16 protein-coding genes are annotated in these 18,199 nt (G+C 70.5%); 9 read left to right on the top strand and 7 right to left on the bottom strand.

From position 1 onward, the window contains the following. The first annotated feature begins 16 nt into the window (after positions 1 to 16). The 5 genes from KF910_RS00500 to KF910_RS00480 all read left to right on the top strand — a co-directional run bounded on the left by KF910_RS00500 (position 17) and on the right by KF910_RS00480 (position 7,778). Positions 17 to 2,623 carry an ABC transporter substrate-binding protein gene (locus KF910_RS00500; protein ID WP_292257795.1) on the top strand — a complete coding sequence of 869 codons (2,607 nt, stop codon included), beginning with the start codon at positions 17 to 19 and terminating at the stop codon, positions 2,621 to 2,623. Further along, entirely contained in the window at positions 2,620 to 3,447 is an 828-nt protein-coding gene (locus tag KF910_RS00495; RefSeq protein ID WP_292257793.1) for an ABC transporter permease, read from the top strand. Before KF910_RS00500 ends, KF910_RS00495 begins: the two co-directional genes overlap by 4 nt. A 1-nt stretch (position 3,448) precedes the next feature. Beyond that, the gene (locus tag KF910_RS00490) at positions 3,449 to 5,095 is read left to right on the top strand and encodes an ABC transporter ATP-binding protein (RefSeq protein WP_292257791.1); all 1,647 of its coding nucleotides are present in this window, start codon (positions 3,449 to 3,451) and stop codon (positions 5,093 to 5,095) included. Continuing rightward, positions 5,092 to 6,213, top strand: a complete 1,122-nt coding sequence (locus tag KF910_RS00485) for a P1 family peptidase (protein ID WP_292257789.1) — start codon at positions 5,092 to 5,094, stop codon at positions 6,211 to 6,213. The genes KF910_RS00490 and KF910_RS00485 overlap by 4 nt, the downstream gene beginning before the upstream one ends. Before the next feature lie 62 nt (positions 6,214 to 6,275). Next, a complete protein-coding gene (locus KF910_RS00480; protein ID WP_292257788.1) occupies positions 6,276 to 7,778 on the top strand; it encodes a CoA-acylating methylmalonate-semialdehyde dehydrogenase in 1,503 nt (500 codons plus the stop codon). Positions 7,779 to 7,868: 90 nt separating this feature from the next. On the opposite strand, the gene KF910_RS00475 is transcribed toward KF910_RS00480, so the two are convergent. Together KF910_RS00475 and KF910_RS00470 are read right to left on the bottom strand one after the other, a co-directional pair. Beyond that, the gene (locus KF910_RS00475; RefSeq protein WP_292257786.1) at positions 7,869 to 8,837 is read right to left on the bottom strand and encodes an RcnB family protein; all 969 of its coding nucleotides are present in this window, start codon (positions 8,835 to 8,837) and stop codon (positions 7,869 to 7,871) included. Between the two features lie 79 nt (positions 8,838 to 8,916). Next, positions 8,917 to 9,426, bottom strand: coding sequence for an RcnB family protein (locus KF910_RS00470; protein WP_292257784.1), 510 nt, complete (start codon positions 9,424 to 9,426; stop codon positions 8,917 to 8,919). Between the two features lie 160 nt (positions 9,427 to 9,586). On the opposite strand from KF910_RS00470, the gene KF910_RS00465 reads away from it, so the two are divergent. Beyond that, positions 9,587 to 10,306 (top strand): glutathione S-transferase family protein, encoded by a 720-nt coding sequence (locus KF910_RS00465; protein ID WP_292257782.1) that lies wholly within the window; start codon positions 9,587 to 9,589, stop codon positions 10,304 to 10,306. Between the two features lie 3 nt (positions 10,307 to 10,309). Here the strand turns inward: KF910_RS00465 and KF910_RS00460 are convergent, their stop codons facing one another. Then, positions 10,310 to 10,825 carry a hypothetical protein gene (locus tag KF910_RS00460; RefSeq protein WP_292257781.1) on the bottom strand — a complete coding sequence of 172 codons (516 nt, stop codon included), beginning with the start codon at positions 10,823 to 10,825 and terminating at the stop codon, positions 10,310 to 10,312. A gap of 244 nt (positions 10,826 to 11,069) precedes the next feature. On the opposite strand from KF910_RS00460, the gene KF910_RS00455 reads away from it, so the two are divergent. Next, positions 11,070 to 11,369, top strand: coding sequence for a sel1 repeat family protein (locus KF910_RS00455; protein ID WP_292257779.1), 300 nt, complete (start codon positions 11,070 to 11,072; stop codon positions 11,367 to 11,369). A 179-nt stretch (positions 11,370 to 11,548) separates the two neighbouring features. Here the strand turns inward: KF910_RS00455 and KF910_RS00450 are convergent, their stop codons facing one another. Further along, positions 11,549 to 12,289: a polysaccharide biosynthesis/export family protein gene (locus tag KF910_RS00450; protein WP_292257777.1), complete on the bottom strand. Its 741-nt coding sequence runs from the start codon at positions 12,287 to 12,289 to the stop codon at positions 11,549 to 11,551. Positions 12,290 to 12,419: 130 nt separating this feature from the next. Between KF910_RS00450 and KF910_RS00445 the strand changes: the two genes are divergently transcribed. Both KF910_RS00445 and KF910_RS00440 read left to right on the top strand, forming a co-directional pair. After that, complete coding sequence (locus KF910_RS00445; protein WP_292257775.1) at positions 12,420 to 13,868, top strand: GumC family protein; 1,449 nt, start codon at positions 12,420 to 12,422, stop codon at positions 13,866 to 13,868. A gap of 43 nt (positions 13,869 to 13,911) precedes the next feature. Continuing rightward, positions 13,912 to 14,613 (top strand): hfsB, encoded by a 702-nt coding sequence (locus tag KF910_RS00440; RefSeq protein WP_292257773.1) that lies wholly within the window; start codon positions 13,912 to 13,914, stop codon positions 14,611 to 14,613. Positions 14,614 to 14,862: 249 nt separating this feature from the next. On the opposite strand, the gene KF910_RS00435 is transcribed toward KF910_RS00440, so the two are convergent. Genes KF910_RS00435 through KF910_RS00425 form a run of 3 tightly spaced genes read right to left on the bottom strand, consistent with a single transcriptional unit; the run spans position 14,863 to position 18,190 of the window. After that, positions 14,863 to 15,810 carry a glycosyltransferase gene (locus KF910_RS00435; RefSeq protein WP_292257771.1) on the bottom strand — a complete coding sequence of 316 codons (948 nt, stop codon included), beginning with the start codon at positions 15,808 to 15,810 and terminating at the stop codon, positions 14,863 to 14,865. Beyond that, entirely contained in the window at positions 15,807 to 16,748 is a 942-nt protein-coding gene (locus KF910_RS00430) for a glycosyltransferase family 2 protein (protein WP_292257769.1), read from the bottom strand. The genes KF910_RS00435 and KF910_RS00430 overlap by 4 nt, the downstream gene beginning before the upstream one ends. After that, positions 16,745 to 18,190 (bottom strand): lipopolysaccharide biosynthesis protein, encoded by a 1,446-nt coding sequence (locus tag KF910_RS00425; protein ID WP_292257767.1) that lies wholly within the window; start codon positions 18,188 to 18,190, stop codon positions 16,745 to 16,747. Before KF910_RS00425 ends, KF910_RS00430 begins: the two co-directional genes overlap by 4 nt. Positions 18,191 to 18,199 lie beyond the last annotated feature (9 nt).

The raw sequence follows: 18,199 nt of genomic DNA, 5'->3' as shown, positions 1-18,199 counted from the left end.
CGTCCGACCATCGCGCATGAGGACGGCCGACGAGGCGACTCAGGGCCGGCGATGGGCGGCGTGGGCCGCGACCCTGCTGGCCGCCCTGTGCCTGGCCGTGGCGGGCCTGGGGGCGCTGTTCGTCGGAGTCGCCGACGCGGCCGCCGGTCCGGCGAGGACCAGGCTGGTGCTGGGCCTGCCGCTGGAGCCGCCGAATCTGGATCCGACCAGCGGCGCGGCCGCGGCGGTCGACGAGGTGGTTTACGGCAATGTCTTCGAGGGCCTGACCCGCATCACCCAGAACGGCACGGTGGCGCCGGCCCTGGCCGAGTCGTGGGAGGTGTCGCCCGACGGCCTGACCTATGTCTTCCACCTGAGGCGGGGGGTCGTCTTCCACGACGGCTCGACCTTCGACGCCTCGGACGTGAAATTCTCCCTGGACCGGATCACCGCCGAAACTTCGACCAATGCGCAGAAGGCCCTGTTCGAACCGATCCGGTCGGTCGAGGTGCTGGACCCCGCCACGGTGCGGGTGACCCTGGCCCATCCGGTCAGCGCCCTGCCGACGCTGCTGGCCTGGGGAGACGCGGTGATCGTCGCGCCCGAGAGCGCGGCGGCCAACGCCTCCAATCCGATCGGCACCGGTCCGTTCCGCCTGTTCAACTGGCGCCGCGGCAATGCGCTGGAACTGCGTCGCAACCCGACCTACTGGGGGCCTGCGCCCCGGCTTGAGGCCGTGGAGTTCCGGTTCATCAGCGACCCGACCGCAGCCTTTTCCGCCGTGAGCGCGGGCGACATCGACGCCTTCCCCAACTATCCGGCGCCGGAAAACGTGGCCCAGTTCGAGCGGGATCCGCGCTTCCGCGTCGTGATCGGCGCCTCGGAAGGCAAGGTCATACTGGGCATCAACAACCGCAACCCGCCGCTGAACGACGTGCGGGTGCGACGCGCCATCTCCTATGCGATCGACCGGAAGGCCCTGATCGACGGCGCGATGTTCGGCTTCGGCCAGCCGATCGGCAGCCATTACTCGCGCCAGGCGCCGGGCTATGTCGATCTGACGGGCCTTTATCCGCACGATGTCGCCCGTGCCCGGCGTCTGTTGGCGGAGGCGGGCTATCCCGACGGGATCGACCTGACCCTTCGCCTGCCGCCCCGACCCTACGCCAGGCGGGGCGGGGAGGTGCTGGCGGCCCAGCTGGGCGCGGCGGGCATAAGGGTGAAGATCGAAAACCTGGAATGGGCCCAGTGGCTGGACCAGGTCTTCAAACGCCACCAGTTCGACCTGACCATCGTCGAGCATGTCGAGCCGATGGACTACGACATCTACGCCCGTGACGACTATTATTTCGGATACCGCAGCGAGGCCTTCAACGCCCTTGTCGACCAGCTGGGCCGAGCCACGGACGACGCCACCCGCCTGAGGCTGCAGGGCGAGGTGCAGCGCCGGATCGCCGAGGACGCCGTCAACGGATTCCTGCTCCAGTCCTCGCGGATCGGCATCTGGAAGGCCGACCTGCAGGGGCTTTGGATCAACGCCCCGATCGCGGCCAATGTGGTCTCCGGCGCCTATTTCACCGGCGGTCAGGGCGCAGCGGCGGCGCCCCAGGAGAAGGCGGGCGGGGGCCTGCCTTGGGGATGGCTGTTCGCCGGGTTCGGGGCGCTGGTCCTGGCCTATGTGCTGCGACAGTTCGGGGCCGCCTATCTGCTGCGGCGGCTGGGCGGCCATGCGGTGACCCTGGCGGCCGCGACGGTGGTGATCTTCCTGCTGCTGCAGGTCGTGCCGGGTGATCCGGCCAGCTATATGATGGGGCTGAACGCCAGCCCCGAGGCCGTCGCCGCCCTGCGCGAACAGATGGGTCTCGAAGGGGGTGCGCTGGAACGCTACCTGGCCTGGGTCGGCGACCTGGTCAGCGGTCGGTTCGGCATCAGCTATACCTATCAGGTGCCTGTCGGCGGCCTGATCGCTGACCGCTTGGCGGTGTCGGGGCCGCTGGCCCTGATGGCCACCCTGATTTCCCTCGTCGTGGCCTTCCCGATCGGCGCCATCGCGGCCAGTCGCCGGGGGTCGCTGATCGACGCCGGCCTGGTGGGGGTGACCCAGGTGGGGATCGCCCTGCCGAATTTCTGGATCGCCATGCTGCTGATCCTGTTCTTCTCGATCAATCTGGGCTGGTTCTCGGCCGGCGGCTTCCCAGGCTGGGACGCGGGCGCATGGCCGGCCCTGAAGGCGCTGCTGTTGCCGGCCGTGGCCCTGGCGGCGCCCCAGGCGGCCATCCTGGCGCGGGTGCTGCGTACGGCGCTGCTGGACACCCTGAACGAGGACTATATGCGCACCGCGCGGGCCAAGGGCCTCAGCGTCGGCCAGGCGCTGCGCCGCCACGCCCTTCGCAACGCCCTGATCCCGGTGCTGACGATCCTGGGCCTGCAATTCCCCTTCCTGCTGGCGGGGGGCATAATCATCGAGAATGTCTTCTCCCTGCCGGGCCTGGGGCGCCTGGTGTTTCAGGCGATCACCCAGCGGGACCTGATCGTGGTCCAGGGGGTGGTCATGGTGCTGGTCTTCTCGGTCGTGGTCGTCGGATTCCTGATCGACCTGGCCTATGTCTTCGTCGATCCGCGCCTGCGGGGGCGGCGCGCATGACCGCCCGTCGCCGCATTCCGCCCGCCCTGATCGTCGGCGCCGTCCTGACCGGGATGGTGGTGCTGGCCGCCCTGGTCTCCTTCATCTGGACCCCATACCCGGTCGAGATGATCGACATCGGCCGCAAGCTGGCGCCGCCGTCCCTGGCCCATCCGTTCGGAACCGATCATTTCGGCCGGGACGTGCTGTCGATGATCATGGTCGGGGCCCGCAACTCCCTGGCGGTGGCGCTGGTCGCCGTCGGCATCGGGCTGGGCGTCGGCGCGCCCCTGGGCCTGACCGCCGCCGCCCAGGGCGGATGGGTGGACGAGGCGGTCATGCGCGGAAACGACCTGATCTTCGCCTTTCCCGCCCTGATCCTGGCGGTGATGATCACGGCGGTGTTCGGCCCCGGCGCCATCAACGCCATCATCGCCATCGGCGTCTTCAACATCCCCGTCTTCGCCCGGGTGGCGCGCGGCGCGGCCCTGGGGCTGTGGACCCGCGAATACATCCTGGCGGCGCGCACGGCGGGCCGGTCGAAACTGGCCATTTCGACCCAGCACATCCTGCCCAACCTGCTGAGCCTGCTGATCGTGCAGGCGGCCATCCAGTTCGCCCTGGGCATCGTCGCCGAGGCGGGCCTGTCCTATGTCGGCCTGGGCGCCCAGCCGCCGGCGCCCAGCTGGGGCCGGATGCTGGCCGAGGCCCAGACCATGATCGGGTTCGCGCCCTGGCTGGCGGTGATCCCCGGCATGGCCATCGTCGTCGTCGTCCTGGGGCTGAGCCTGGTGGGCGACGGCCTGCGGGACCTGCTGGACCCGCGCCTGCGGCGGGAGCGTTGAGATGAGGGTGCTCGACGTCCAGGACCTGGGAGTCGTCATCGACGGCCGGCCCATCCTTGAATCCGTCTCCCTGTCCCTGGACGCGGGCGAGGTCCTGGGTCTGGTCGGGGAATCCGGCTCGGGCAAGTCGATGACCTCCCTGGCGATCCTGGGCCTGCTGCCGCCGCGCGCCGAGGCGACGGGCCAGGTGACGCTGGACGGCGCATCGATCCTGGGCGCCTCGGACGCGGCCCTGCGCCAGGTGCGGGGGCGCAAGGTCGGCATGGTCTTCCAGGAGCCGATGACGGCCCTCAATCCATTGATGACCATCGGCGACCAGGTGGCCGAGACCCTGCGTATCCACGGCCAGGGGTCGCGCAAGGCGGCCCGGACGGCGGCGCGCGGCCTGCTGGATCGCGTCGGTCTTCCGGCCGAACGGTTCCCCCTGGGGCGCTTTCCCCACGAACTGTCCGGCGGCCAGCGTCAGAGGGTGGCCATCGCCATGGCGATCGCGCTCAAGCCGCGGGTGCTGATCGCGGACGAGGCGACCACGGCCCTGGACGTCACAACCCAGGCGCAGATCCTGGACCTGCTGAAGCGGCTCGTGCGCGAGGACGGCGTCGGCCTGATCCTGATCACCCATGACCTCGCCGTCGTCGCCGAGACCGCGGATCGCGTGGCCGTGATGAAGGACGGCGAGGTGGTGGAGGAGGGGCCCGCCGCCCGGATCGCCGGCGGCATGACCCACCCCTATTCGCGTCGTCTTTTCGACGCCGCCACCCATGCCCCGACGCGGGTCCGCGCGACCCGGCCCGAGGCGCCGCCGATCCTGCAGATCGAGGGCGTCGTTCGGGAGTACGCAGGCCCGGCCCGCCTGTTCGGTCCCCGAAAAAACGTGCGGGCCGTGGACGATGTCAGCTTCGTCGTCCAGCCCGGCGAATGCGTCGGCCTGGTGGGCGAGTCCGGTTGCGGCAAGTCCACCCTGCTGCGCACCGTGATGGCGCTGGAGCGGCCCCAGGCGGGAAGGGTGCTGGTGCATGGCGAGGACATCACCCGCGCCACGGGCGCCGACCTGCGCCGGCTGCGGCGGCACATCCAGATGGTGTTCCAGGACCCCTATGGCAGCTTCGATCCCCGCTGGCGCGTGCACCGTCTGGTGGCGGAGAATCTCCACCTGCTGGATGAGGCCCCGACCGCCGCGGAGGCGCGGCGCCGCGTCGACGAGATGCTGGAACAGGTCGGGCTGAGCGCCTCCGACGGCGAGAAATTCGCCCACGAATTCTCCGGCGGCCAGAGGCAGCGGATCGCCATCGCCCGGGCCCTGATCACCGGCCCGTCGATCCTGGCCCTGGATGAGGCGGTGTCGGCCCTGGACGTCTCGATCCGGGCCCAGATCCTCGATCTTCTGGCCGAGCTGTCCGGCCGTCTGTCGCTGTCCTATCTGTTCGTCACCCATGATCTGACGGTGGTCCGCTCGGTGGCCGACCGGCTGATGGTCATGCGCGGCGGCCGGATCGTCGAGACCGGCGAGACCGAGGCGATCTTCTCCGCCCCCAAGGCGGCCTATACCCGTGACCTGCTGGCGGCGACGCCGGACCTTTCCCGCAACATGCGCGCCCTGGCCGAAGGCCGGGACGCCGACCCGAATACCGAGGAGATCGACCGATGAACCGCAGAACCGTGCTCGGATCCATGGCCCTGATGGGGGCCGTCGCGGCGGGACGGGGCGCCGCCGCCCAGAATCGGCCTACCGTCTCCTCCGGACCCGGCGGCCCGGGGCCGCTGAACCTGATCACCGACGTGGCCGGGCTGAAGGTCGGCCAGGCCCAGAACGCCGCCGCGCGCACGGGGGTGACCGTCATCCTGGCGGACACGCCCGCCGTGGCCGCCGTCGACGTGCGCGGGGGCGGGCCGGCCAGCCGTGAAACCGACGTTCTGCGGCCCGAGAACCTGGTCCAGCGGGCGGATGCGATCGTTCTGTCCGGAGGGTCGGTCTATGGGCTGGGCTCGGGCGACGGGGTGACCGCCTGGCTGGGCGCCCAGGGCCGGGGCTTCGGGTTCGGACCCAAGGTCGACGGCATTCCCCTGTCGCCGATCGTGCCGACCGCCAGCCTCTATGATCTGGCCAACGGCGGGGACAAGGGCTGGGGCGTCGATCCGCCCTACAAGGCGCTGGCCATCCAGGCGGCCGAGGCCTGCTCGGACCGGTTCGAACTGGGCACGGCGGGCGCCGGCTATGGCGCCAAGGCCGGATCGCTGAAAGGCGGGATCGGCTCGGCCTCGGCGGTCATGAGCAGCGGCGCCACCGTGGGGGCCATCGTGGCGGTCAACAGCGCCGGATCGGTCGTGGCGCCGGGCGGCAAGACCTTCTGGGCGGCGCCGTATGAGATCGGCGACGAGTTCGGGGCCCTGGGCTCGGCCGGGCTTCAGGCCGCCGGCGACGAATGGGGCGCCCCCCGGTCCAATCCGCGCGCCGGAGAGAACACCACCATCGCCCTGGTCGCGACCGATGTGGCGCTGACCCGGGTCGAGTGTCAGCGGGTCGCCATCATGGCCCAGGACGGAATGGCGCGCGCCATCCGCCCGTCCCATGCGCCCTTCGACGGCGACATCGTCTTCTGCATGTCGACCGAGAAGCGGGAACTGCCCCAGGGAGACGCCCGGGCCTTCATGGTGGCGCAGATCGGGGCCCTGGCCGCCGACGTCCTGGCCCGCGCGATCGCTCGCGGCGTCTATCAGGCGACCAATTGGCCGGGCGTCACCGGCGAGGCGTGGCGCGATCTCTGATCGTTCCGCACCCCCTTCATCACCAGATCCTCAGACACTCCAGATACGGACAGTCCACCACCATGCGCGACATAGATCATTTCATAGACGGATCGGGTTTCACGGGGGGTTCGGGTCGGTATTCGGATGTGTTTGATCCGAACACGGGCGGGGTTCAGGCGCGGGTTCAGCTGGCCACGGCGGGCGAGGTGGATCGGGCGGTGCAGTCGGCGCAGGGGGCCTTTGACGGCTGGTCCTCGACCAATCCCCAGCGCCGCGCGCGGGTGATGTTCGAGTTCAAGCGCCTGGTCGAGGCGAACATGGACGAACTGGCCGAACTGCTGAGTTCCGAGCACGGCAAGGTGGTGGCCGACGCCAGGGGCGACCTGCAGCGCGGCCTGGAGGTGATCGAGTTCGCCTGCGGCATCCCCCATGCGCTCAAAGGAGAATATAGTTGGGGGGCCGGCCCCGGCATCGACGTCTATTCGATGCGCCAGCCGCTGGGGGTGGTGGCGGGCATCACCCCGTTCAACTTCCCGGCCATGATCCCGATGTGGATGTTCGGCGTGGCCATAGCGGTGGGCAACACCTTCATCCTGAAGCCTTCGGAGCGTGATCCGTCGGTTCCGGTGCGGCTGGGCGAGCTGATGCTGGAGGCGGGGGCGCCCAAGGGGGTGCTGAACGTGGTCCACGGCGACAAGGCGGCGGTCGACGCCATCCTGACCCACCCCCAGATCCACGCCGTCAGCTTCGTCGGTTCGTCCGACATCGCCCACTATGTCTATCAGACCGGGGCGGCCCACGGGAAACGGGTCCAGGCCATGGGCGGGGCCAAGAACCACGGCGTCGTCCTGCCCGACGCCGACATGGACCAGGTGATCAGGGACCTGTCGGGCGCCGCCTATGGCTCGGCCGGCGAACGCTGCATGGCCCTGCCGGTGGTGGTTCCCGTGGGCAGGAAGACGGCCGACGAACTGCGCGAGCGGATGGTCGCGGAAATCCCCAGGATGAAGGTCGGGGTCTCGACCGACGCCGAGGCCCACTATGGGCCGGTGGTCACCGCCGCCCACAAGGCGCGGATCGAGGGCTGGATCGCCAAGGGGGTGGAAGAGGGCGCCGAACTGGTGGTCGATGGTCGCGGCTTCACCCTTCAGGGCCACGAGAAGGGCTTCTTCGTCGGCCCGTCCCTGTTCGACCATGTGAAGCCGACGATGGAGAGCTACCGCGAGGAGATCTTCGGCCCGGTGCTGCAGATCGTGCGGGCCGACAGCTTCGAGGAGGCGCTGAGCCTGCCGTCGCAGCACCAGTACGGCAACGGGGTGGCCATCTTCACCCAGAACGGCCGCGCGGCCCGCGACTTCGCCGCCCGGGTCAACGTCGGCATGGTGGGGATCAATGTGCCGATCCCGGTGCCGGTGGCCTATCACACCTTCGGCGGCTGGAAGCGGTCGGCCTTCGGCGACATCAACCAGCACGGCATGGAAGGCCTCAGGTTCTGGACCAAGACCAAGACCGTCACCGCCAGATGGCCCGACAGCGCACTGGAACACCCGGACTCCAGCTTCGTCATCCCGACCATGGGGTGAGGCGGCCGGACGACGCGGCATCCTCCTGATCGGCAAGACAAAGGCCCCGGAAGATCGCTCTTCCGGGGCCTGGTTCGTCAGGCCTGAGGCTTACCAGCGCCAGGCGTCGTTGATCACCTCGATGATGTAGCCGTCGAAGCGGTCGACCAGATAGATGTTGTTGTCGACGAAGACCCACATGGTCCCGGCCGGGGGGAAGGGCAGGCCCCAGTAGGACCAGTCGCGGATCTCGTAGCGCCAGAACAGGGACGGCAGGAAGTCGCCCTCGTAATAGCGGCGGCCCCAGTAGCTGCTGGGCACGCTGTAGTAGCCGTAGCCCGGCGCGAAATAGAAGCCGACGCGCAGGCCGGTCCAGCCGCGGAAGGCGCGGTCGCTGCGCCACCAGTCGATGCGGCTGTGGCGGCGGTTCCAGTCGTTGCGCCACTGGTCGCGGTTGAAGTTGCGGCGGAACTGCTGGTGGTCGCGGTCGCGGTTGTTGTTCCAGCCGCCGTTCGGGCGGTTGGGGCGGCTGTCCGGGCGCGACTGCTGGCCGGGCCGATTGTTGTTCCAGCCGCCATTGGGACGGTTGTTGTCGGGACGGTTCCAGCCGCCGTTCTGACCCTGGCCTTGGCCGGGCCGGGACGGGCGCTGGCTGTCTGGGCGCTGCTGCTGGGGCCGGTCGGGCCGGTTCCAGCCGCCCTGGTTCTGGCCGTCAGGGCGACCGGGGCGCGCGCCGGGGTTCGAAGGCTGTTGCGGACGATCCGGACGGTTCCAGCCGCCGTTGTTCTGGGGACGATCCGGGCGATTGGGGCGGGCGCCTTCAGGCCGGCGCGGCGCCGACTGGCGCGCATTGTCGGCGTCGTCCGAGGACGAGCGCGCGCGCGGCGGCGGCGTTGAGCGTTGGCCGGAGTTGAAGCGTTCGGCGCGGGCCTGGGCCCGCTCGGAACGTTCGCCCGAGTTCGCATCGCGGTCACGGGACTGGTGGCGGGCGGGCCGATCCTGGGCCGTCGCCGCCGGTGGAAGCGCCAGGGGAACGGCCAGGGCGGAGATGGCGCAGAAGGCCATCAGGGAGCGTTTCATGCTGTTCTCGTTCTCGATGTCCTCCGCCAGGCGGAGGGAAGGGCCCCGCGGCGCGGGCCGCGGGGCCGGACGGGATCCCTTAGAAGATGTCGTGCAGGACGCTGGCGATCAGGCCGGTGGCCACGGCCATCAGCACGATGTCGCTGCCGGCGTGGACGTAGCGGTAGCCGCGCGGCGCCGGGGGCAGGCCGTAGTAGTAGGGATCGTTCACATAGTAGTGGCGATAGGCCGGGGGCAGGTAGGATCCGCGCTGCCAGCGATAGCCGTAATAGCGCGGCTCGACCCGGTGGTAGCCGTAGCCGGGGGCGTACCAGTAGCCCTGGCGGGCGCCGCGATAGTCGCGGAAGTCGCTGCGGCCCCGCCACCAGTCGCGATTGTTGCGGTCCCAGCGGTCGTTGCGGCGATTGTCCTGGCGCCAGTCACGGCGGTCGTTGCGACGATCCTGGCGCCAGTCACGGCGATCATCGCGGCGGTCCTGACGCCATTCGCGGCGGTCGTCGCGGCGGTGCTGCTGGGCCTCGGCGGCCAGGGGGACGGCGGCCGTGCCCAGGGCGAGGGCGACGACGGCGGCCTTGGTCATGCGGTTCATGAAGGTCTCCATGCGTTTCGGCGCCCGCCCCCCGAGCGTCGTGTTTACCCTGTCACGTTCGGCCCGGCCGCATGAACCCAGGCTGAACGGCGGGTTCAGCCGGCTTGCGGCCCGCCGCTGCCCGCACCAGATCAGCGGGGCAGTTGGAAAGGACCCGCCGATGACCCGCCCGATCGAACTCTGGTACTGGCCCACGCCGAACGGCTGGAAGGTGTCCATCGCCCTGGAGGAGATGGGCCTGGCCTATGAGATGAAGCCGGTGAACATCGGCGCCGGCGAACAGTTCAGCCCGGAATTCCAGGCCATCAGCCCGAACGGGCGGATGCCGGCCCTCGTCGACCCGGACGGGCCGGGCGGGGCGCCGATCTCGATCTTCGAATCCGGGGCCATCCTGCAGTATCTGGGCGGCAAATCGGGCCAATTCTATCCGAAAGATCCGCGCGCCCGGGCCGAGGTGGACCAGTGGCTGTTCTGGCAGGTCGGCGGCCTGGGGCCGATGGCGGGCCAGACCCACCATTTCCGTCAGTATGCGCCGGCGATCATCAAGGATCAGCGCCAGATCGCCTATGGGGTGCGCCGCTATACGGACGAGACGCATCGGCTTTATGGCGTGCTGGACCGCCGGCTGAAGGACCGTGACTTCATCGCCGGCGACTATTCCATCGCCGACATGGCGGCCTGGCCCTGGATCCTGCCGGGGCCGCAGGGGCAAGACCTGGACGACTTCCCCAATCTGAAGGCCTGGGTCCAGCGGGTGGGGGCGCGGCCCGCGGTGATCGCGGGCAAGGCGGTCGGCAATGCGCTTCGTGGCGACCTGGGCGCGTCAGGCGCCTCGGCCGAGGCGGCGCGCAAGGTGCTGTTCGGCCAGCGGGGACGCTGAGGCTCAGCGCATCAGCGGCTGGTTGTCGCGGAACACCTGACAGCGGAATTGGACATCGCCATAGGTTCCGCGCTCCACGCCGTCGACGCGATAGACGTCCCGGCCGTTGGACGCGGGCGACATCCGCAGCACGAAGCTGGCGTCGGGGCCGAAGCTCATGCCGCCGGGCAGGGCGTCGGTCTGGACCGGGTGGAATTGATCGAGCACCACGCGGAAGCCGCCGCCGTCATTGACGACACGGCCGCCGATGCGGGAGCGCCGCTTGTACACGCGGCCGTCGATCATGACCCGGACGTGGTGTTCGCCCGTGATCCGCCAGGCGCCGTCGGCGCGCAGCTCGAACAGGGTGCTGGTGCGGATGCCGTTGTTGCTCTGGACGCCCGCGCAGTCCCAGGCGTTGCGGGTCAGATAGGCGACGCGGGCCTGGGCCTCGGCGGCCGGCTGTTGCCGGGCCTGGGCCGGCGTGGCGATGACGGCGAACCCGGCGGCGGCGAGAAGCGGTAGGGCGATCCTGATCATGGCGTCGATCCTGGACCGAGGCGGGCCGGGCCTGAAGTGATCAAAGCTGACGGGCGGTGGCGAAAAGTGAATCGAATCTTGCCCCCGGATTACGAAGGTTTGAATCGGGTTTGGAGTATTCATTTTCGCTTTACTGAAAAGTCCGGGTCGAGCCTTTCGCCGTTAACTTTAACTTCAAACCGGCGGTATTTGATCGCGTATCAGAGGGGCGAGCCAGAACGGCGCCGCCTTGGAGGATACGGTGATGAACGCGCAAGAAATGGCGCAGGACGAGACCACGGCGGGCCTGCCGCTGCCGACCCCGGACATGGACGGCGACGCCCTGTTCCGGCTGGGGATGATGTATTCCTCGGGCTCGGGTGGTTGTCCGATGGACCGGGTCTCGGCCCATATGATCTTCAACCTGGCGGCCATGAAGGGCTCGGTCGAGGCGCGCGTCTATCGCCGCGAGATGAGCCAGGAGATGGAGCGCGAGGAGATCGCCGAGGCCCAGCGCGCGGCCCGGCAATATATCGACGCGGGCGTGGTGCGGCTGGTAGCCTGAGGGCCGCCCGTTCATTCTTGTTGGGCCGCGGTCGTCGGCCCTTCGGGGCCTCCCGACCCGACGCGGCCTGGCGCTTCGCGCAGGCCAGGCGCTCAAGCAGCGAGCCGCCGCGCGGCGAGCGATAGCGCCACAACCAAGCGCTCAAGCAGCGAGCCGCCGCGCGGCGAGCGATAGCGCCCCTAAAACTGCTGATACTGCCCGTTGATCGTATAGTTGAAGCCGATCGGCAGGGCGTTGCGGATCTGGGTGAAGAAGTTGGCCAGTTCGCCCAGGTTGCTGCGCGGGACATAGATCAGGTCGCCGCGCCTCAGGGCCACGACCTCGCCGCGCCTGGGCCGAAGGTCGATTACCCGCATCATCCGCCGACCGCCCGGACCGCGCCGGATCAGGGCCGTCTGTTCGGGCTTGGCCGTGGGCTGGAAGTCGCCGGCCATGACCACCGCCTGATAGGCGTCGATATCGCCGGCCATGTCATAGACGCCGGGGGTGCGGACCTCGCCGGCGACCCAGACCTTCAGCGGTCCGGCCTGTTTCAGGGTGATCTCGACCATCGGCCGCACCAGCTGGGTGGCGTAGGCGCCGGAACAGGCGGCCTCCAGCTCGGCGATGGACCGGTCGGCGGCCATCAGCTGGCCCACCAGGGGCAGGGAGATCCGCCCGTCGGGGCCGACGCGCAGGGTGCGGGTCAGTTCCGGCGCTGTGGGGGTGGCCACCTCGATCTCGTCGCCCGGATAGAGGACGTATTCCGGCTCGTCGTCGGTCCAGTCGGCGAAGGGGATATCGGGGAATCCTTCCGCACGCACGCGGTCGACCCGGCCAGGGCCCATCGCCGAGGCGCGTCGGTCGCGCACGCCGCCGCCCGCGCAGCCCGACAGCAGGGCCGCGGCGCCCAGCAGGATCAGTCGGCGGTCGGGGGTCATGGGACGCTCGCTGCAGGCGACGGGAAACCGGCGTGGACCCACAGGCTGGAGGCTTATGGGTAACCAGTGGTTAACGACGCGCCGCCACTGTCGAGTCGACGTCAGTATCCAATGGAATCGATCCGCCCCCATGCGCTCGGCGACCTATGTGACAGCCCGCCCGCGCTACGGCCTGGACGACCTTGTCGGCCTGTTGCTGCGCGAGATCTGGGTGATGATCGTGGTCTTCCTGATCGTCTTCGTGATCGGGGCGGCGGTGACCCTGACGCTGAAGAAGACCTACACCGCCTCGGCCAGCCTGTTCGCCGGGGTGGGCCAGGAATATGTCTATCAGCCGCGCGTGGGCCAGACGGCCGAGCGCGGACAGGCCCCGGCCGCCGACGAGGTGGCCCAGGCCGAGGCCGCCATCCTGTCCAGCCAGGTGGTCAAGGAGCGGGTGGTGCGGGCCCTGGGGCCGGCCGCCTTCGGCGACGGCAAGCCGGCCAAGGGCACGGCGGACCAGGCCCGGATCGCCGCCCTGCGGGCCCTGGACAGCGGGCTGAAGGTCAGCGCCACGCCGGGCAGCGCGGTCATCCATGTCGGCTATGAGAGCGACGATCCGGCAAAGTCGGCGCGCATCCTGAACGCGGTCATCGACCAGTATCTGACCTATCGGCGCGAGGTGTTCCAGGACCGCGCCAGTCCGGCCATCGGCGCCCAGCGCCAGGCCTTCGAGAACGACCTGGAGGCGGCCGACGCGGCCTATGAGTCGTTCCAGAATTCCAACGATGTCGGCGATTTCGCCGCGGCCAAGGCGGCCCTGGCGGCGGCCTATCAGACGACCATGGCCGACCGGCTGGCGACCCAGGCCCAGCTTTCGGCGGCGGACCGGCGGCTGCAGACCCTCGTGGCCCAGCAGGCGGCGGTGCCGGCCGAGGTGGCCCTGCAGCAGGACCTGAACATCTCGGCCCAGGACCAGATCCTGCAGCTTCGAACCGAGCGCGAGAACCTGCTGGCCCGCTATACGCCCCAGAGCCAGCCGGTGCGGGACATAGAGACGCGGATCGCGGCCCTGCAGCAGTATGTGGCCACCGGCACGGCGGTGGGGGCCAAGGAGGTCCGCACCGGGCCCAATCCGATCTGGACCGAGCTGGAGACCACCCGCATCAACACCCAGGCCGAGCGCGATTCCCTGGCCGCGCGCCTGGCGACGGTCGAGCGCCAGCTGTCGGACATCCGCCAGCGGCAGATGACCCTGACGCGACAGGAATCCGAGAACGCCCTGCTGTCCGGCAACCGCGAGATGCTGCAGGCCTCGATCCGCGAGTTCCAGCAACGCGAGGCCCAGAGCCGCGCCGACGGCGCCCTGGTGGCGGCCGGGGCGGACAATGTGACGGTGATCGAGCGGGCGCGGGCGCCGACGCGGGGCAAGAGCCTGAAGGTTCCGCTGCTGGCCGCCGTCTTCCTGTTCGCCGGTTTCACGGCCCTGTGCGTCGGCCTGTTGCGGATCTTCACCCGGCGCGGCTTCGTCACCGCCGGCTCGGCGGGCCGGACCCTGGAGCTGCCGGTCCTGGCCGTGGCGCCCGCCAAGGCGACGTGAGCATGATAGCCTCGGGGCCGACGACAGGCGCGTAACCGATTCGATGGTCGATCTGACATCCGAAATGGCCGGGTTGTGGGCGGCGCTGGGACCGGCGCCGCAGCATCGCGGCCGCGTGATCCAGTTCGTCGCCGCCGGGGCGGGCGAGGGTGTCTCGACCGTGTCGCGGGAGTTCGCGCGCCTGGCCGCCGTGCGGGCGCGCAAGCCCGTCTGGCTGGTCGACGGCGACCTGCTGCAGCAGGGCCAGCTGGAGGCCGCGGCGGCGGAAGCGGACCGGTTCGGACGGCTGGGCCGGCCGGCCCTGGCCTCGCCGGACGGTTCGTCCTTCTTCGCCGTGACGCCGCGGGTGATGGACCGACAGAACCGGCCCGTGGCGCCCGCGCGGCTGCTGACCGCGCGGCCCTGCCTGGGCGGCCGTCTCTGGATCACCCGCTTCGCCACCGAAACCCTTCGCTCGGGCCAGAGGGTCGAGGTGGTGGGCGAGCCGGGCTATTGGGACGCCCTGCGCCGGCACGCCGACACGGTGGTGATCGACGCCCCGGCGGCGGACCGCAACGACATGGCGATCACCCTGGCGCCCTTCGTGGACGCCACCATCATCGTGGTCGCGGCCGAGACCACGGCAGCGCACGAGCCGGTCATCCTGCGCGACGAGATCGAGGCGGTGGGCGGCCGGATCGCCGGGGTGGTGGTCAACCGCTCGACCTATCGGCCCCCGGCCTTCCTGACGCGGCTGACGGGGTAGGCGCCGCCTTCTCCCCTTGCGGGAGAAGGTGGCCGAGCGGAGCGAGGTCGGATGAGGGGTTTCTCAGGCCTCGCCCCAGCGACCCCTCATCCGTCAGCCTTCGGCTGCCACCTTCTCCCGCAAGGGGAGAAGGGAAACATCCTGCGTCCGGGTTTGGCGCATGGCGCCGTTATGTTGCACGGTCTGCAGGCGTGGGAGGGAACACGGCCCCTGGCCCGATTGGACTCTTTGGACTCTCTTTTTCGGAGTCTAAGCCCGCTTCGTCTTTAGCCGCTCCAGTTCACGTGTGCCGTAAAAATTCGGCTCCAGCCCTTTCATCCAGAACAGTTTTCCCAGGCCCCGCGCGGCGCGGTCCAGAAGGTCGGCGCGGCGGGGGCTGAGGACCAGGGTCAGGACCAGGGCGGCCAGGCCGAAGATCGTGGCCTGGGCGGCGCCCACCGCCATCCAGCGGGCGACGGCGGGCCAGTCGCGGGCGCGGGCGGCGGTCTGGCTGGGTCCCTGGCCATAGGCGAAGGCGCGGGCCAGCGCGTAGCTCAGGGTGGCGCGGTGGGCCGGGGCGTATTCCTCGACCCCGGCCTCGGCGGCCCAGGCGAAGCGGCCGCCCCGCGCGCGCAGGGCGGCGAACAGGGCGTCGTCCTCTCCGCCCGACTGGTCGGCCGAGGCGTCGAAGGGGGCGGAGCCGGGCAGGGCGGTGGCCCGCACCATCAGGCTGGCGCCGCAGCCGAAGCTGTCTTCGATCAGGCCCGTCGTCTCGGGGCCGGCGCGGCCGAAGAAGCGCTCCAGATAGGGCCGCAGCCAGGGCCGGGCGGTCGGGGCGCGGCCGGCGATGGGACTGAAGACGACATCGGCGCCGGTCAGGGCCTGGGCCTCCAGCAGGGCCGCCAGCCAGCCGGGCGAGGCGACCTCGTCATCATCCAGGAAGGCGATCAGCGGCGCCGAGGTCTGGCCCAGGGCGGCGTTGCGGGCCGTGGCCACGCCGGGCCGGGGAACATGGTGATAGACCAGGGGCGCGGGCGATCCGGCCGTCAGGGCTTGAACCACCGGCGCGGCCGTCCCGTCCGGGTCGTTGTCGGCGACGACGATGGCCGCGATCCGCCCCTGAACCCCCGTCTGGGCGAAGATCGAGCGAAGGGCCCGCTCCAGCTCGGCCGGGCGGCGCAGGGTCGGGATCAGGATGGCGACGTCCGGCCCGCTCATCGCACCGCCTCGGCGTAGAGGGCGGCGCGATACAGGCGCAGGGCAAAGGCCCGCGCCGCAACGGGCAGCCAGCCGGCGCCGGCCGCCCGCTTCATCCACGGCCGCGCCAGGCCCAGGCCCGGAACCCGCCCCAGCAGTCGGGCGGCGCGATAGCTGGGATAGGCGGCCAGGATGTCGGGATGGCGGGCGGCGACGCGGGCGAAATTGGGCGCCGACTGTTCGTATTTGGCGGCCAGGGCCTGGACCGTGTCCAGCCCCATGTGGGTGGCCGGATTGTCGATGTGCCGGATGGGAAAGCGGCGCGAGACCCGCATGGCCCATTCCACATCCTCCCAGCCCCAGCCGGCGAAGCCGTCATCGAAGGCCTCGGCCTCGAACACGTCGCGCCGGACCAGCAGGTTGGAGGTGAAGACGTGCTTCTCCGGCTGAAGGGCGCGCTGCTCGCAGGGGGTGCAGTCCGACCGCAGGGCCATGGCGCGATGGACGGCGAAACGCGGGTGGACCGGCGCCTGAAGCAGGGAGAAGCCGCCGAAGGCCACGGCGGGATCGTCGCGCCGCACGAGATCGATCCAGCGGTGCAGGAAGTCGGGTCCGTCCGGCCGCATGTCGCTGTCGAGGAACAGCAGGCTGGCGCCGCGGGCGGCCTGGGCCAGGCGGTTGCGGCCGCGGCTGCGCCCCTCGTTGGCGGCCAGGCTGATCAGGCGCGCGGGCAGGCGCATGGCGTCGATCCGTCCAGCCATGCGGGTGGTCAGGTCCGGATCGCCGGTGCCGTCATCCAGCAGGATGATCTCCACCGCCCCGCTCAGGGCCTCCGCCTCATGATCCAGCAAGGTCAGCAGCCGGTCCGGATCGTCGCGCAGGAAGGGAATGAGCACGGACAGGCGGGGCCGGGCCTCGGCCCAGGCCGGATTGGTCCGGTCGTTCGCGCCGCCGCTCACGCCAGGGCTCCGCGACGCCGGGCCAGAAGACGCAGGGCCAGGTCCCGCACGCCTGCGGCGTTGAGCGTCAGGGCGGCGGCGCCATAGACGATGACGCCAAGCGTGGCGTCGAGGATCAGTTCGACCAGGCCGCCCAGGGGCGGGGCCTGTCTGACCACGGCGGCCATGACGGCGGTGGCGACGCCGCAGCGGGTCAGGGCCTCCCACGGGATCGGCAGGGCGATGGCGCGGCGGGTCAGGATCATGGAGACGCCCAGCCCGACCGCGAAGGCCGCCGCCGTGGCCCAGGCCGCCCCCAGGACGCCGAAACGCGGGATCAGGATCAGGTTCAGCAGCACGTTCGCCGCCGCCGGCGCCGCCATGGCCGGCAGCAACAGGCCGGTGCGGCGGCCCAGGGTGAAGCCCTGGTTGACGTAATAGATGGTCAGGCCGGACAGCAGGGCCGACAGGGCGATCCAGGGGGTGACCAGGGTCGCCGCGCCGCGCAGGTCGGCGCCCACCAGAACCTCGGCCAGCGGCCGGGCGACCAGGGCCACACCGGCGGCGGCGGGCAGGCCGATCAGCAGAAGGGTCGCGGCCTGTTCGCGCGCGGCCTCGCCCAGCCGTTCGGCCCCGCCCCGTTCCAGAGCCATGACCAGGGCCGGGGCCCCGGCGGCGCCCAGCCAGATGAACAGGACGTCCAGGGTGCGGTTGGCGATGCTGTAGGCCGCGTGATAGGCGCCGACCGCCGCCTCGTCCATGAAGGCGGCCAGCAGGAACCGGTCGGTCGACGACAGGATCAGGGCGAAGGACAGGCCGACCGCGATCGGATAGCCGAAGGCGGCGTAGGCGCGCAGGCGCTGGGGCTCGATACGGCCGCCCCTGGCCTGGCGCCATTCGCCCGGCAGGACGAAGGGCAGGGCCAGCAGGGGCGCCAGGCCCAGGCCCAGCAGCGGCGACGCCCCGCCCGCCCCGGCCAGGGCGAAACCGAGCCCGATCAGCAGACCCATGACGGCCACGGCGATGTCCAGGGCGGCGGCGCGCCGCACCTCTCCGGCCGCGCGGAACCGTTCCTGCCCCAGCTTGACCAGACAACGCACCGGCGCGCCGTAAAGGCCCGCGGCCAGGGCCCAGCGGAACAGGGGATCGACAGGGACGATCAGCAAGACCGCCGTTACCACGATCAGATAGAGACCGCTGAGGGCGAAGGCGGCGCGATACAGGCCTGCGAAATGGCCGGCGGCCTGTTCCGGCGTGATCTGGGCCGCCCAGAACCGGGCCATGGCCGCCTCCAGCCAGGTGAAGACCGCCACATGAGCCAGGGTCATGACCGAGAAGGCCAGGGCGTAGCGGCCGAAGTCCTCGGCGCTGAGCAGGCGGGTGAACAGGACGATGGCCAGGACCCCGACCACCCCCTGGACGATATTGGCGGGCAGATAGCCCCAGACCCCGCGCCAGAACATCCCGCCGGC

Source organism: Brevundimonas sp., assembly GCF_019636155.1.
Classification (GTDB): Bacteria; Pseudomonadota; Alphaproteobacteria; order Caulobacterales; family Caulobacteraceae; genus Brevundimonas.
This window is presented reverse-complemented; position numbering and strand designations above follow the sequence as displayed.